This window comes from Rhizobium sp. JAB6 (assembly GCF_003024605.1).
In the GTDB taxonomy this organism is placed as follows: domain Bacteria; phylum Pseudomonadota; class Alphaproteobacteria; order Rhizobiales; family Rhizobiaceae; genus Rhizobium.
This window is the reverse complement of sequence record NZ_PYJQ01000009.1, coordinates 12,404-27,423: the sequence shown is the minus strand read 5'-3', so window position 1 is coordinate 27,423 and position 15,020 is coordinate 12,404. Positions and strand designations below refer to the sequence as shown.

The 15,020-nt window shown below is 60.6% G+C and carries 15 protein-coding genes and 2 riboswitches; of the genes, 11 read left to right on the top strand and 4 right to left on the bottom strand.

Annotated elements, in window-relative coordinates; genetic code table 11:
- Positions 1-80: 80 nt before the first annotated feature.
- From sufB to C7U61_RS10135, 7 genes are all read left to right on the top strand, one after another.
- The gene (gene sufB / locus C7U61_RS10165) at positions 81-1,550 is read left to right on the top strand and encodes a Fe-S cluster assembly protein SufB (protein WP_106997980.1); all 1,470 of its coding nucleotides are present in this window, start codon (positions 81-83) and stop codon (positions 1,548-1,550) included.
- A 71-nt stretch (positions 1,551-1,621) separates the two neighbouring features.
- Positions 1,622-2,377, top strand: a complete 756-nt coding sequence (gene sufC / locus C7U61_RS10160; RefSeq protein ID WP_106997979.1) for a Fe-S cluster assembly ATPase SufC — start codon at positions 1,622-1,624, stop codon at positions 2,375-2,377.
- A 22-nt stretch (positions 2,378-2,399) separates the two neighbouring features.
- Positions 2,400-3,674 carry a Fe-S cluster assembly protein SufD gene (gene sufD, locus C7U61_RS10155; protein WP_106997978.1) on the top strand — a complete coding sequence of 425 codons (1,275 nt, stop codon included), beginning with the start codon at positions 2,400-2,402 and terminating at the stop codon, positions 3,672-3,674.
- A 15-nt stretch (positions 3,675-3,689) separates the two neighbouring features.
- Positions 3,690-4,931 (top strand): cysteine desulfurase, encoded by a 1,242-nt coding sequence (locus C7U61_RS10150; RefSeq protein WP_106999042.1) that lies wholly within the window; start codon positions 3,690-3,692, stop codon positions 4,929-4,931.
- Positions 4,932-4,942: 11 nt separating this feature from the next.
- A complete protein-coding gene (locus C7U61_RS10145) occupies positions 4,943-5,323 on the top strand; it encodes an SUF system Fe-S cluster assembly protein (protein WP_106997977.1) in 381 nt (126 codons plus the stop codon).
- 76 nt (positions 5,324-5,399) lie between these two features.
- Complete coding sequence (gene sufA / locus C7U61_RS10140; protein WP_106997976.1) at positions 5,400-5,789, top strand: Fe-S cluster assembly scaffold SufA; 390 nt, start codon at positions 5,400-5,402, stop codon at positions 5,787-5,789.
- Positions 5,790-5,918: 129 nt separating this feature from the next.
- Positions 5,919-6,611, top strand: coding sequence for a transporter (locus tag C7U61_RS10135; protein ID WP_106997975.1), 693 nt, complete (start codon positions 5,919-5,921; stop codon positions 6,609-6,611).
- Here the strand turns inward: C7U61_RS10135 and C7U61_RS10130 are convergent, their stop codons facing one another.
- The 4 genes from C7U61_RS10130 to gcvT all read right to left on the bottom strand — a co-directional run bounded on the left by C7U61_RS10130 (position 6,612) and on the right by gcvT (position 11,421).
- Positions 6,612-6,884: an addiction module antidote protein gene (locus C7U61_RS10130; protein WP_106997974.1), complete on the bottom strand. Its 273-nt coding sequence runs from the start codon at positions 6,882-6,884 to the stop codon at positions 6,612-6,614.
- 148 nt (positions 6,885-7,032) lie between these two features.
- Positions 7,033-9,897 carry an aminomethyl-transferring glycine dehydrogenase gene (gene gcvP, locus C7U61_RS10125; protein WP_106997973.1) on the bottom strand — a complete coding sequence of 955 codons (2,865 nt, stop codon included), beginning with the start codon at positions 9,895-9,897 and terminating at the stop codon, positions 7,033-7,035.
- Complete coding sequence (gene gcvH, locus C7U61_RS10120) at positions 9,897-10,259, bottom strand: glycine cleavage system protein GcvH (RefSeq protein ID WP_106997972.1); 363 nt, start codon at positions 10,257-10,259, stop codon at positions 9,897-9,899. Before gcvH ends, gcvP begins: the two co-directional genes overlap by 1 nt.
- A 25-nt stretch (positions 10,260-10,284) precedes the next feature.
- A complete protein-coding gene (gene gcvT, locus C7U61_RS10115) occupies positions 10,285-11,421 on the bottom strand; it encodes a glycine cleavage system aminomethyltransferase GcvT (protein ID WP_106997971.1) in 1,137 nt (378 codons plus the stop codon).
- Between the two features lie 70 nt (positions 11,422-11,491).
- Positions 11,492-11,569, bottom strand: a riboswitch (glycine riboswitch).
- A 3-nt stretch (positions 11,570-11,572) separates the two neighbouring features.
- Positions 11,573-11,656, bottom strand: a riboswitch (glycine riboswitch).
- A 168-nt stretch (positions 11,657-11,824) separates the two neighbouring features.
- Between gcvT and C7U61_RS10110 the strand changes: the two genes are divergently transcribed.
- From C7U61_RS10110 to C7U61_RS10095, 4 genes are all read left to right on the top strand, one after another.
- Positions 11,825-12,358: a copper chaperone PCu(A)C gene (locus C7U61_RS10110; RefSeq protein ID WP_106997970.1), complete on the top strand. Its 534-nt coding sequence runs from the start codon at positions 11,825-11,827 to the stop codon at positions 12,356-12,358.
- A gap of 184 nt (positions 12,359-12,542) precedes the next feature.
- Positions 12,543-13,541 (top strand): RluA family pseudouridine synthase, encoded by a 999-nt coding sequence (locus C7U61_RS10105; RefSeq protein ID WP_106997969.1) that lies wholly within the window; start codon positions 12,543-12,545, stop codon positions 13,539-13,541.
- Complete coding sequence (locus C7U61_RS10100; RefSeq protein WP_106997968.1) at positions 13,538-14,191, top strand: HAD-IA family hydrolase; 654 nt, start codon at positions 13,538-13,540, stop codon at positions 14,189-14,191. Before C7U61_RS10105 ends, C7U61_RS10100 begins: the two co-directional genes overlap by 4 nt.
- A 9-nt stretch (positions 14,192-14,200) precedes the next feature.
- Positions 14,201-14,986, top strand: coding sequence for an ATP12 family chaperone protein (locus C7U61_RS10095; protein ID WP_106997967.1), 786 nt, complete (start codon positions 14,201-14,203; stop codon positions 14,984-14,986).
- Positions 14,987-15,020: the final 34 nt, after the last annotated feature.

The window sequence follows — 15,020 nt, the reverse complement described above, 5'->3', positions numbered from 1 at the left end:
ACTACATAGGGGGCAGACATAAGTCTGCCGCAACGTTGACAAGCTGCCGGACCTTGGATCCGGCGAGATTGGAGAACGAAATGCCTGCAGTCCAGGAAACGGTCGATCAGGTTCGCCAGATCGACGTGGACCAGTATAAGTATGGTTTCGAGACTACGATCGAAGTGGAAAAGGCTCCCAAGGGTCTTTCCGAAGACATCATCCGCTTCATCTCCGCCAAGAAGCAGGAGCCTGACTGGATGTTGGAATGGCGCCTTGAGGCTTACCGCCGCTGGCTGACGCTTGAAGAGCCCACATGGGCACGCGTCGATTATCCGAAGATCGACTTCAACGACATTCATTATTACGCCGCGCCGAAGAAGTTCGCCGGTCCGAAGTCGCTCGACGAAGTCGACCCGGAACTCTTGAAGACCTACGAGAAGCTCGGCATTCCGCTGCGCGAGCAGGAGATTCTTGCCGGCGTCGAAAAGCCGAAGATTGCCGTCGATGCGGTGTTCGATTCCGTTTCGGTCGTCACAACCTTCAAGGAAGAGCTGAAGAAGGCCGGCGTGATCTTCATGTCGATTTCGGAAGCGATCCGCGAGCATCCGGAGCTGGTACGCAAGTATCTCGGCTCCGTCGTGCCGACCTCGGACAATTTCTATGCGACGCTGAATTCGGCCGTTTTCACCGATGGTTCCTTCGTCTTCGTGCCGAAGGGTGTTCGTTGCCCCATGGAGCTTTCGACCTACTTCCGCATCAACGAGAAGAACACCGGCCAGTTCGAGCGCACGCTGATCATCGCCGAAGAAGGAGCCTATGTCTCCTATCTCGAAGGCTGCACGGCGCCGCAGCGCGACGAAAACCAGCTGCACGCGGCCGTCGTCGAACTGGTTGCGCTCGATGATGCCGAAATCAAGTATTCGACGGTGCAGAACTGGTATCCGGGCGACAAGCACGGCAAGGGTGGCATCTACAACTTCGTCACCAAGCGTGGCGATTGCCGCGGCCATCGCTCCAAGATTTCCTGGACGCAGGTCGAGACCGGCTCGGCGATCACCTGGAAGTATCCGTCCTGCATCCTGCGCGGCGACGACAGCCGTGGCGAGTTCTACTCGATCGCGGTTTCGAACGGCCATCAGCAGGTCGACAGCGGCACGAAAATGATCCATCTCGGCAAAAACACGTCGAGCCGCATCATCTCGAAGGGTATTGCCGCCGGCGTCTCGCAGAACACCTATCGCGGTCAGGTCTCGGCGCATCGCCGCGCGACCAACGCCCGCAACTTCACGCAGTGCGACTCGCTTTTGATCGGCGACAAGTGCGGCGCGCATACGGTGCCTTACATCGAGGCGAAGAATTCGTCCGCGCAGTTCGAGCACGAGGCGACGACCTCGAAGATTTCCGAAGACCAGCTGTTCTACTGCCTGCAGCGCGGCATTCCCGAGGAAGCGGCGATCGCGCTGATCGTCAACGGCTTCGTCAAGGAAGTCCTGCAGGAACTGCCGATGGAATTCGCCGTCGAAGCGCAGAAGCTGATCGGCATCTCGCTCGAAGGCAGCGTCGGCTGACGCATACGAACCAGAATTAGCTTCGGCGCGTCAGGCGCGCCGCACACTCATTCCTGCGATAGGATATCAAAATGCTTGAAATCAAGAACCTGCACGCCCGCATCGCCGAAGACGGCACCGAGATCATCCGTGGCCTGAACCTGACCGTGAAGGCAGGCGAAGTCGCCGCCATCATGGGGCCGAACGGCTCCGGCAAGTCGACGCTCTCCTACATCCTCTCCGGCCGCGAGGACTATGAAGTTACCGAGGGTGACATCCTCTATAACGGCGAGAGCATCCTCGAGCTCGACGCCGCCGAACGCGCCGCCAAGGGCATCTTCCTGGCCTTCCAGTATCCGGTGGAAATTCCCGGCGTTGCTACCATGCAGTTCCTCAAAGTGGCTTTGAACGAGCAGCGCAAGGCGCGCGGCGAAGACGAGCTGACGACGCCGGATTTCTTGCGCCGCGTCAAGGATGCCGCTGCCAAGCTGCAGATCAACATGGACATGCTGAAGCGACCCTTGAATGTCGGATTCTCCGGCGGTGAGAAGAAGCGTGCCGAAATCCTTCAGATGGCGTTGCTGGAGCCGAAGCTTTGCGTGCTCGACGAAACGGATTCCGGCCTCGACATCGACGCGCTGAAGATCGTTGCCGACGGCGTCAACGCGCTGCGCTCTCCGGATCGCGCCGTGATCGTCATCACCCACTACCAGCGCCTGCTCGACTACATCGTTCCGGACACCGTTCACGTCCTCTACAAGGGCCAGGTGATCAAGTCCGGCGACAAGACGCTGGCGCATGAACTCGAAGCCAACGGCTATGCCGACATCATCGGAGCTGCAGCCTGATCGAGGCGGAAAGGACACGTCGATGAACATTCAGACGACGAACCGCCTGACAGCAGCCGAAACGGCGCTGATCGAGGCGTATAACGACCAGATGGGCGATCTGCCCGGCGATGGCGAAGTTTTCGCCGTCCGCGATCGCCTGCTGGACGAGCTAAAGACCGCCGGCCTGCCGACGCGCCGGATCGAGGCCTGGCATTACACCGATTTCAAGAACCTGCTGCGGCTCATTCCGAGCGACATAGGCAAGGGTCTTGCGGAAGCGCTGCCGCCGACAGTCGAAGGCGCTTCGGTTCTGAGCGTCCTCCAGGGCAAGGCAAGCGAGAAGGCTGCCGTCAAGAATTTAACGGTCGGTCGCTATGCTGAAAGCCTCATCAGCGGCACCGCTGCGGCTGGGCTAGAAGCGCTCGGCAAGGATGACGCCATCGGTCGCATCAATGCGAGCTTCGTGCGCGACGGCTATGTCATCGATCTGCCCGACGGCACCGAACTTGAAGCGCCGCTGGAGGTGCAGTTCGTGCATGCCGGCGGGCAGATCCACAGCCGCTTGCCGGTTTCTTTCGGATCCCACGTCAAGGCGACGGTCATCGAACGCCATCAGGCTGTCGAAGGCGCTGCCGCTCTCGTTTCGTCGGTGAGCGAAATCAAGATCGGCAAGGGTGCTGAAGTGACCTGGATCGTCCTGCAGGAACAGGGATCCGAGGATACGCATCTCGGCCAGATCCGTGTCGATCTCGGCGCCGATGCGAAGCTGAAGCTCTTCGTCATCAATGCCGGCGGCAAGCTGGTGCGCCAGGAACTGCATGTGAAGGTGACGGGCGAGGGCGCCGACCTGACGCTTCGCGGCGTCAATCTCCTCGGCGGCGACACCCATACCGACGTGACGCTGGTGCTTGGCCATGATGTTCCGCACACCGGCTCGACCGAAGTGTTCCGCAACGTGGTGTTCGACCGCGCTCGCGGCGTTTTCCAGGGCATGATCCGGGTTGCGCCCGATGCACAGAAGACCGACGCCCGCATGGCCTGCAATACGCTGCTGATGTCGGATGACGCGGAATTCTCCGTTAAGCCGGAGCTCGAAATCTTCGCCGACGACGTCCAGTGCGGCCATGGCGCGACGGTCGCCGATATCGACGAGAACCATCTCTATTACATGATGGCGCGCGGCATCCCGAAGAACAAGGCGCGGGCCATGCTCGTCAACGCCTTCGTGGCCGAGATCGTCGAGGAACTGGAAGACGAAGCTCTGGTCGAGGCGCTGGAAGGCGTTATCTCGACCTGGCTGGAAAAGCACGCCTGATTGGAGGCAAAGCCCGTGGACAAGATCGTGCCGGCAACGGCCTATGACGTCGAAGCCATTCGCCGGGATTTTCCGATCTTGGCGAAGACGGTACATGGCAAGCCACTGGTCTATCTCGACAATGGCGCCTCCGCGCAGAAGCCGCAGGTCGTCATCGATGCCATCTCGCATGCCTATTCCAATGAATATGCGAATGTGCATCGCGGCCTCCATTTCCTGTCCAATGCGGCGACGGAAGCCTATGAAGCGGCTCGCGAAAAGGTGCGCCGCTTCCTGAATGCGCCATCGATTGACGATATCGTTTTCACCAAGAATTCGACGGAAGCGATAAATACGGTCGCCTACGGCTGGGGCATGCCTGAGATCGGCGAGGGCGACGAGATTGTCGTCTCCATCATGGAACATCACTCCAACATCGTTCCCTGGCATTTCATCCGGGAGCGTCAGGGTGCGAAGCTCGTCTGGGTGCCCGTCGACGACGAGGGCGCGTTCCATGTCGAGGATTTCGAGAAAAGCCTCACGGAACGCACCAAGCTCGTCGCCATCACCCATATGTCGAATGCGCTGGGAACCGTCGTTCCCGTGAAGGAAGTGTGCCGCATCGCCCATGAGCGCGGTATACCCGTCCTGATCGATGGCTCGCAGGGTGCGGTGCATATGCCGGTCGATGTGCAGGACATCGATTGCGACTGGTACGTGATGACCGGTCACAAGCTCTATGGCCCTTCGGGTATCGGCGTTCTCTACGGCAAGAAGGAGCGGCTTGCCGAGATGCGGCCGTTCCAGGGCGGCGGCGAGATGATTTTCGACGTCACCGAGGAAAACGTCACCTACAACGATCCGCCGCACCGCTTCGAAGCAGGAACGCCGCCGATCGTCCAGGCGATTGGTCTTGGCTACGCGCTGGATTATATGGACGGTATCGGCCGGGAAGCGATTGCGCGCCACGAGGCCGATCTGGCTGCCTATGCGGCGGAACGGCTGCGCGATATCAACTCGCTGCGCGTCATCGGCACGGCGCCCGGCAAGGGCGGCATCTTCTCCTTCGAGCTTGCGGGTATCCATTCCCACGACGTCTCGATGGTGATCGACCGCCAGGGTGTCGCGGTTCGTGCCGGCACCCATTGCGCCCAGCCGCTCTTGAAACGCTTCGGCGTCACCTCCACATGCCGTGCCTCGTTCGGCATGTACAATACGCGCGCCGAAGTGGATGCCCTGGCCGACGCACTGGAATATGCACGGAAATTCTTTGCCTGAGGAGGCAAGCGATGTCACTCGACGAAAGCGAACAGAAGATCGACGTACGCGAAGGGATCGTGCATTCCAGCATTCCCGCAGATGAGCTGGCGCGCCTCAGCGACGACATCATTTCTGCGCTGAAGACGGTCTACGACCCCGAAATTCCCGCCGATATCTTCGAGCTCGGCTTGGTCTACAAGATCGATATCGAAGACGACCGCATGGTGAAGATCCTCATGACGTTGACGGCGCCTGGTTGCCCGGTTGCCGGCGAAATGCCGGGCTGGGTGGAAAATGCCGTTGGCGCCGTGGAAGGCGTCTCTGGTGTCGATGTCAGCATGACCTTCGATCCGCCATGGACGCCGGATCGCATGTCGGAAGAGGCACAGGTCGCTGTCGGCTGGTATTGAAGCTTTAAGCCGCCGGCTTTACATTGAGAGTCGAAGCGCCGGATCTTGACCCCGGTTGCGGAAGGAGAATGAGCCAATGGGCTTTGCAGTCATGAGCATGACGGATGCGGCGGCCGCCCGCGTCAAGGCGATCGTCGGTAATTCCGGTCCCGATGCCAAGGGCGTTCGCGTCGGCATCAAGAAGGGCGGCTGTGCCGGGATGGAATATACCATTGATCTGGTGACCGAGCCGAATGCCAAGGACGACCTGATCGAGCGTGACGGAGCGAAGGTCTGGGTCGAGCCATCAGCAGTACTCTATTTGCTCGGCACGGAAATGGACTTCGAGGTGACCACGCTGCGTTCGGGCTTCACCTTCACCAATCCGAACCAGACATCGGCCTGTGGCTGCGGCGAATCCGTTGAATTGAAGCCTGCCGATCTCGCCGCTCTTGCTGCGCAACGACAGGCAGCGCAACCCGCTTAAAGCTGGTTCTCCATATTTCACCGCAATGCGTTTCGTGCTTTGATCAGCACACGCCTCGATTTATCCGCGACCTCTTTGGCTCCCGGCCAAACTGGTTAAAATCGTTGGTGCGTGCGGCGGGAGAATTTTATGGCGGCTGCGGCATGGGTTTATACATTGATCCCGGCGGGCGCTGCGATCGCCGGCGCCGCGGTTGCCGTGAATACGCGGCCAGGCCCCAATCTTATCAGCGCAATCCAGCATTTTGCCGCCGGCGTCGTGTTTGCGGCCGCAGCCGGAGAAATTCTGCCTGATATCATGCACCGCGGCTCTCCTGTCGCCACAGTGACTGGCGGCGCGATAGGTGTCGGCGTGATGCTGCTGGTCAAGCAATTGGAAAACTGGGCCAAAGGACCGGTCGGTCTTCTGGCCGCCATCGGCATCGACATTCTGATCGACGGCCTGGTGCTCGGCATCGGCTTTGCGGCTGGCCCTAAAGTTGGTTTGCTGCTGACGATCGCGCTGGCGCTAGAGGTGCTGTTTCTTGGCTTGACGGTAGCGAATGAGCTTGGTGAGAGCGTTCGCTCTCGAGCCAGGATCGTCGCAATCACGGCAGCGCTTGCGCTGCTGCTGCCGATCGGCGCCTTGCTGGGAACGCCGATCGCTTCATTGCCCGGCCCGATTCTGACTGGCTTCTTCGCATTCGGGCTGATTGCGCTTCTCTATCTCGTCACTGAGGAGTTGTTGGTCGAAGCCCACGAAACGCCGGATCGCCCGTGGGTGACCGCTATGTTCTTTGCGGGTTTTCTGATCCTTCTGACTTTGGAGGAATTGATCGGCTGATCATGCGGACTCACAATGCGTGGCCGGCACCGGCGTCAGCTTGAGCCCGAGCGCCCTGACGACCTTCAGGATCGTCGCGAACTCCGGATTGCCGTCGCCACTCAGCGCACGATAGAGTGCCGAGCGGTTCATGCCGACATCCTTGGCGAGCTTGCTCATGTTGCGTGTGCGAGCCACTTCACCCAAGGCCTTGGCGATCGAGGCCGGATCATCAGTTTCGAAGGCGGCGGCGATGTAGCTGTCGGGATTGTCCACGTCGAATCGTTCCGGCATAAATCTGAATTCCAGGGCCCCATTGCTGCGTCATCAAAAACGCCGCGCATCCGTTCGGACACGCGGCGTTTTCATAGACAAGTTTCACAATAGATTTATGTCTGTTTCCGCCGAAGCGACTGAACCGCTTCGCTTTTTTGCAAAAATCCTACTCGGCTGCTTCGGCGTAGGATTCCAGCGGCGGGCAGGTGCAGATCAGGTTGCGGTCGCCATAGACATTGTCGATGCGGTTGACCGGAGACCAGTATTTGTCGACGCGGAAAGCACCGGGCGGGAAGCAGGCCTGCTCGCGCGAATAGGGACGATCCCATTCTCCGACGAGATCTTCTACCGTATGCGGTGCGTTCTTCAGCGGATTGTTGGTCTTGTCCATCCGGCCGTCGTCGATGGCGCGGGCTTCCTCGCGGATGGCCAGCATCGCCTCACAGAAGCGGTCGAGTTCGGCCTTGGTTTCCGATTCGGTCGGCTCGATCATCAGCGTGCCGGCAACCGGCCAGCTCATGGTCGGTGCATGGAAGCCGCAATCGATCAGGCGCTTGGCGACGTCGTCGACCGTCACGCCGGCGGTTGCGGCGAGCGGGCGGGTATCGATGATGCACTCATGCGCCACGCGTCCGTCCTTGGACTTGTAGAGCACGTCGTAGGCGCCCTTCAGCCGGGCAGCGATGTAGTTGGCATTGAGGATCGCCGCCTTCGTCGCCTGCGTCAAACCTTCGCCGCCCATCATCAGGCAATAGCTCCAGGAGATCGGCAGAATGGAGGCCGAGCCGAAGGCTGCCGCCGAGACCGCGCCGCTGCGGCCGTCGGTTTCCGGATGGCCGGGCAGGTGAGGCGCCAGATGCGCCTTGACGCCGATCGGGCCCATGCCGGGGCCGCCGCCGCCATGTGGGATGCAGAAGGTCTTGTGCAGGTTGAGGTGGCTGACATCGGAGCCGATATCGCCCGGGCGCGACAGGCCGACCATGGCGTTCATGTTGGCGCCATCAAGATAGACCTGGCCGCCATGCTTGTGCACGAGATCGCAGATCTCTTTCACCGTCTCCTCGAACACGCCGTGCGTCGAAGGATAGGTGATCATGCAGCAGGACAGGTTGTCGGCATATTGCTCAGTCTTGGCACGGAAATCGGCCATGTCGATATCGCCGTCGTCGCTGACCTTGACGACCACGACCTTCATGCCTGCCATCTGCGCCGAGGCCGGATTGGTGCCGTGGGCAGAGGTAGGAATGAGGCATATGTCGCGATGACCCTGGCCATTGGCAATGTGGTAGTTGCGGATGGTGAGGAGGCCGGCATATTCGCCCTGCGCACCGGAATTCGGCTGCATGGAGAAGCCGTCATAGCCGGTGATGGCGCAGAGCTTGTCCGTCAGATCATCGATCATCTCGCGGTAGCCGAGCGCCTGGTCGGCCGGCACGAAGGGATGGATGTCGGAGAATTCCGGCCAGGTGATCGGCAGCATTTCCGCCGTCGCGTTCAGCTTCATGGTGCAGGAGCCGAGCGGGATCATCGAACGGTCGAGCGCCAGATCGCGGTCGGAGAGACGACGGATATAGCGCGTCATCTCGCTTTCAGCGCGGTTCATATGGAAGATCGGGTGCGCCAGGTATTCGCTGGTGCGCAGAAGAGTCTTCGGCAGGCGGTAGGACGGCTCGAAATCGGCAATGCGGAAATTGCCGCCGAATGCGCGCCAGACGGCTTCGACCGTTGCCGGACGGGTGCGCTCGTCCAGGCTCAGGCCGATCTTGGTTTCACCGACCTTGCGCAGGTTGACGCCTTCGGCGACGGCTGCGCGCAGGATCAGACCCTGCATATGGCCGACTTCGACGGTGATCGTATCGAAGAAGGTCTCCGGCTCGACTGAGTAGCCCAATTTTTCCAGGCCCTTGGCCATCAGTACGGCCTTCTGGTGGACCTGCTGGGCGATGGCTTTGAGACCCTGCGGGCCGTGGAAGACCGCGTACATGGAGGCCATGACGGCAAGCAGCACCTGCGCGGTGCAGATGTTCGACGTCGCCTTTTCGCGCCGGATATGCTGCTCGCGAGTCTGCAGCGAGAGGCGATAGGCGCGATTGCCGCGGGCATCGACCGAGACGCCGACGAGACGCCCCGGCATGGAGCGCTTGTAGTCATCCTTCACGGCCATAAACGCGGCATGCGGCCCGCCGTAGCCAACCGGAACGCCGAAGCGCTGCGACGAGCCGATCGCGATATCCGCGCCCATTTCACCCGGCGATTTCAGCAGGGTCAATGCCAGGAGATCGGTCGCCACGACGGCGATTGCCCCGGTCTGGTGCAGGCGGGCGATCAGGCCGCTGAAATCGTCGATGTGACCATGGGTGCCCGGATACTGAAAGATCGCGCCGAAAACAACGACCGGATCGAGATCGGTGAAGGGATTGCCGACGATGACGGTCCAGCCTAGCGGCTCCGCGCGGGTCTTGATGAGCGCGATGGTCTGGGGATGGCAGCCGGCATCGACGAAGAAGGCTTTTGCCTTCGATTTCGCGACGCGTTCCGCCATCGCCATGCCTTCGGCTGCGGCGGTCGCTTCATCGAGCAGCGAGGCGTTGGCGACATCGAGACCCGTGAGGTCGCTGATCATCGTCTGGTAGTTCAGCAGCGCCTCGAGGCGGCCCTGGCTGATTTCCGGCTGGTAGGGTGTATAGGCCGTGTACCAGGCCGGATTTTCCAGGATGTTGCGCTGGATGACTGGCGGCGTGATCGTGCCGTAATAGCCCTGGCCGATGAGCGAAACGAGAACCTTGTTCTTGTTGGCGGTCTCGCGCAGCCGGTCGAGCGCCTCGCGCTCCGTCATCGGCGCGCCCCAGGTGAGCGGCGTCTTCTGACGGATTGCCGGCGGCAACGTCGCGTCGATCAGGCCGTCGAGGCTCTTATAGCCGATCACTTTGAGCATATCAGCCATCTCCGAGGGAGACGGGCCGATATGGCGGCGATTGGCGAAATCGTAGGGCTGGTAGTCGGTGAATGTGAACTCAGTCGGCGTCGTCATTATCCGATCAGCTCCTTGTAACCGGATTCATCAAGGAGACCATCGAGATCACCGACATTCTTCAGTTTAAGCTTGAAGAACCAGCCGGCACCCATCGGGTCGGAATTGACGAGGGCCGGATCGGCAGTGATGGCTTCGTTGACTTCGGTGATCTCTCCGTCGAGCGGACAATAGACTTCGGAGGCTGCCTTGACGGATTCGACGGTTGCCGCGTCGGCTCCCTTGGAGAAGCTAGCGCCGACCTCGGGCAATTCCACGAAAACGAGATCACCAAGCTGTTCGGCGGCATGGGCCGTAATGCCCACGATTGCGACATCGCCTTCGACCTTCAGCCACTCATGTTCTTCGGTGAATTTCAGCATGGATAATCCTCTCTGGAAAAGACGTTCAGCGTTTGTAGGTAGGTGTGATGAAAGGCAGGGCGCTGACGGCGAGGGGCAGGTATTTGCCGCGTACTTCAGCGTAGATGATGGTGCCCGGAGCGGTGAATTCGCTCGGCACGTAGCCCATGGCGACCGGCCCCTCGACGGTCGGTCCGAAACCACCCGACGTGACTTCGCCGATCTCTGTCTTGCCTTCGGCATCGGCATAGAGTTTGGCGTGAGCGCGTACCGGCGCCTTGCCCTCGGGCTTCAGGCCGACGCGACGGCGCGCGGTGCCGCCGTCAAGCTCGCCGAGAATGCGCGCTGCTCCAGGAAAGCCGCCAGCGCGGGCGCCGCCGGTCTTGCGGGCCTTCTGGATCGCCCATTCCAGCGCGCCTTCGATTGGCGTCGTCGTCTGGTCGATATCGTTGCCATAGAGGCAGAGGCCGGCTTCGAGGCGCAGCGAGTCTCGCGCGCCGAGCCCGATCGGCTGCACGTCCGGATGCTCCAGCAGCCGCTTGGCGATATCCTCGGCCTTGTCAGCCGGGACCGAAATTTCGAAGCCGTCTTCGCCGCTATAGCCGGAGCGCGAGACGAGGCACGAGACATCGTGGAGGCGACAATGGCGCACGTCCATGAATTTCATATAGGCGATATCGGCCCAGAGCTCGGCAAGCACATCGACGGCGCGCGGTCCCTGCAGGGCGATAAGCGCGCGATCGAGTAATGTAATTTCGCAGCTATCGCCAATATGGTCTTGAAGCTGCTTGAAATCTTGTTCTTTGCAGGCAGCGTTGACGACAACAAAAAGATGGTCATCCAGGTGGGTGATCATCAGATCGTCGAGGATGCCGCCCCTGTCGTCGGTGAAGAAGCCGTAGCGCTGGCGGCCTTCGGCGAGGCCGAGAATATCGACCGGCACCAGGCTTTCCAGTGCCAATGCCGCATCCTCATATTTGCCGGAACGGGCGCGGATCGTCACCTGACCCATATGCGACACGTCGAACAGGCCGGCGGAGGATCGAGTCCAAAGATGTTCCTTCAAAACGCCGGGCGCATATTGCACGGGCATGTCGTAGCCCGCGAATGGTACCATGCGGGCACCGAGCGACACATGCAGGGCGTGAAGGGGTGTGGTTTTGAGGGCAGCGGTCTCGTCCAATGACGCCTCCGGGTTTTGCGCTCGTTTCGAAGCGCAGAGCTCACAATTTCGGCGCGATAACGCCTGACGATGAGCCCCCTCTGTCTGTTTGCCTGAGATTGTTATCCCTTCGGCGAACGCTTGCGCGCTTCTCTCCAGAGTTCCGTCTGCCCCTTGCTGGTCCTTTGGCCTGAGAGTTTCCGGGGCGGTTGCTCCTTCGGCACCGGCTTGCACCGGATTCTCCCAACAAGGTTGATAGCCATTATCCGGTCCCGGCTGAGGATGGCAAGTGGCAAATGTCGCCGCTGAACAAATTTTTGTCGCGCCGATCAATCCTGCGTTTCCTAATGAGTACGGGCCTTTGCAATGGAGATGGGAGAGGCTATCCCTTCTCGTCAATTGAGGAGCCGGGCAGGAGATGACCATGAACCGCAACCATGCCGCCGCATTGCTGATTTCGATTGGCGCATTTTCGCTTCCGTTCGGTGGAGCCATGGCTGAGGACGGCAGCGCGATGAAATCCATGCCCGGTATGCACATGGATGCGGGTGCGGCACCTTCCGGTTCGGCCGCCGCCAAGCTTGGCGATCTCGATATCAGCGGCGGCTATGTTCGCGCCATGCTTCCCGGCCAACCGGTCGGCGGCGGTTACATTACCATTCACAATACCGGCGAGACCGACGACAGGCTCACTTCTGTCACCTCATCATCCGCCGGTAAGGTGGAATTGCACGAGATGAAGATGGAAGGCGAGATCATGAAGATGCGCGAGGTGAAAGGCGGCATCGCCATTCCCGCCGGCGCGACCGTGACACTCGCGCCGAATACGATGCACATGATGTTCAAACAGGTGAAGACGCCTTTCAAGCAGGGCGGCACGGTGCCCGTGATGCTGATGTTCGACAAGGCGGGCATGGTGGACATCAATCTGCCCGTCGTCTCAGCCAAGGGAAATTGAGCCAGAAAGTTATCCTGCCGTATAATTCGGTTTCCACTTTTCCTCGAAATGCACTAAAGCCACGTCAAAAGGCCGGGAAATCTCCGGCTGCGGGCCGATTGTCCCGTCGTTTGAATTTGCATGCTTCCGCCGAACAGATGTTTGGCTAGGTCCGGAACATGCTGCGGTATTTGAAAGAAGAAGAATGGCCGGGATTGAGCATATTAAGGTCGAGCCTGACGAGGCCGGCATGCGCCTCGACCGCTGGTTCAAGGTGCATTTTCCGGGGCTGGGCTTCGGGCAATTGCAGAAGTTGATGCGCTCGGGCCAGGTGCGCGTCGATGGCGGCCGCGTGAAGACGGATGCGCGCGTGCAGCCGGGCCAGATGGTGCGTGTGCCGCCGCTCGATGTCGATGCAAAGGGAACGAAGAGCGGTCCGATCGCGGGCAACGACCTCAAACACTCCGGCGATGCCGAGCTTCTTGCACGCATGCTGCTGCATGAAGACGACAAAGTCTATGTGCTGAACAAGCCGGCCGGCCTTGCGGTGCAGGGCGGCTCCGGCCTCACGCGTCATATCGACAAGATGCTCGAGGCATGGACGAGCAAGAAAGGCGAGAAGCCGCGGCTCGTTCACCGTCTCGACCGCGACACATCGGGCGTGCTCGTTGTTGCCCGCACCCGCGGTGCCGCGCAGAAGCTGACGGCGGCCTTCCGTGAGCGCGATACCAAGAAGACCTATTGGTCGCTGGTCAAGGGCGTGCCGCGCAAGCATGAGGACAAGATCTCCACCTGGCTGGTGAAGGAAGCGACGCCGGACGGCGACCGCATGCGCATCGCCAAGCATGGAGAGGAGGGCGCCGATCACGCCATCTCCTATTATCGCGTGCTCGAGACCGCAGCGCAGAGCCTCGCCTGGCTGGAAATGGAGCCCTATACCGGCCGTACCCACCAGCTGCGTGTCCACGCGCTGCATATGGGCCATCCGATCATCGGCGATCCCAAATATTTCGATGACGATCCGAACTGGGATTTCCCGGGCGGTGTCCAGAAGCGCCTGCATCTGCATGCCCGCCATATCGATATCCCGCATCCGAGCGGCGGACGCCTGCGCGTCACCGCGCCTTTGCCACCGCACATGGTGCAGACCTGGAACCTTCTCGGCTTCGATATGGAATCGGCAGGGGAGCCGGACGACGAATGAAGCTGGTCCTATTCGATTGCGACGGCACGCTGGTCGACAGCGCGCGGCTGATCCACGAGGTCATGGCGCGCACCTTCGTGGCCTTCGGCTACAAGCGTCCCGATGTTTCCGCGACGAAATCGATCATTGGCCTGACGCTCGATATCGCCATTGCCCGCCTGCAGGGCAAGCCACATGTCGATGACGAAGCGATCGCCATGACGGCGCATTACAAATCGATCTTTCCCGGCGTTCGCGACGAGGCCGACATGCAGACGCCGCTTTTCGACGGCATCAAGCCCCTGATCGAGACGCTCGCGGCGCGCGATGAGTTGCTGATAGGTGCCGTCACGGGCAAATCCCGCCGCGGTTTGACCCATATCCTTGAGGTCAACGAGTTCACGCCCTATTTTATCGTCTCGCGCACTGCCGACGATTGCCCGTCGAAGCCGCATCCGGCGATGGTGACGGAATGCTGCGACGAGACTGGCATGGACCGTCACGATACCATCGTGATCGGCGATGCGATCTACGACATGCAGATGGCGAAGGCGGCGGGCGCGACTGCCATCGGTGTCGCCTGGGGCTATGCTTCCGTCGAGGAGCTGCTGGCAGCAGGCGCCGATGCCATCGCCCATCATCCGAACGATTTGTTGAGCCATATTCTCTGAGGTGACGCCATGCGCGACCTGTTGAACGATCTCTCCGAAGGTTTGAGCCATCCCGATCCGATCCGCCGCGCGCAGATCCAGATGAAGAAGCCTTTGCCGAAACGCTTCTACAAGGATGTGACGATCACCGAGGAAGAGGGCGGTCATGCCGTCGCTCTTGACGGCAAGGTGGTGAAGACGCCGGCGCGCCATTCCCTGGCCCTGCCGACGGAAGCGCTTGCCCGACTGGTGGCCTCCGAGTGGGCACGACAGACTGACGTAATCGATCCCGCCACCATGCCGGTAACGCGCCTCGTCAACACGGCCATCGATGGTGTTGCGACGGAAAGCCAGGCTGTATTCGACGAAATCGTCCGCTTTTCGGGCAGCGATCTGCTCTGCTACCGCGCCGAAGGGCCGGAGCGGCTTGTCGAGCGCCAATCGGAGCGCTGGAATCCAGTGATCGAATGGGCTGCGCGCGATTTCGGGGCTCGCTTCATTCTGGCCGAAGGCGTCATGCATCAGGAACAGCCTGGAGAGGCTATCGCGGCCTTCTCTTCCGCACTGCGCAAGTACGATACGCCGATGGAGCTTGCGAGCCTGCATACGATCACCACGTTGACCGGTTCGGCAATCCTGGCGCTGGCCTTCGCGGAGGGTTTCCTGCCGCTTGTGGAGGTCTGGTCGCTCGCTCATCTCGACGAGGATTGGACGATCGAGCATTGGGGTAGCGACGAAGAAGCCGAGCAGCGTCGTGCACAACGTTTTGAAGAATTTCAGGCCGCGACAGAGGTTTTTTCCGCGCTTCGCAGTTGAATATTGTTGATTTCCAGTCCTTTATATCGATCTG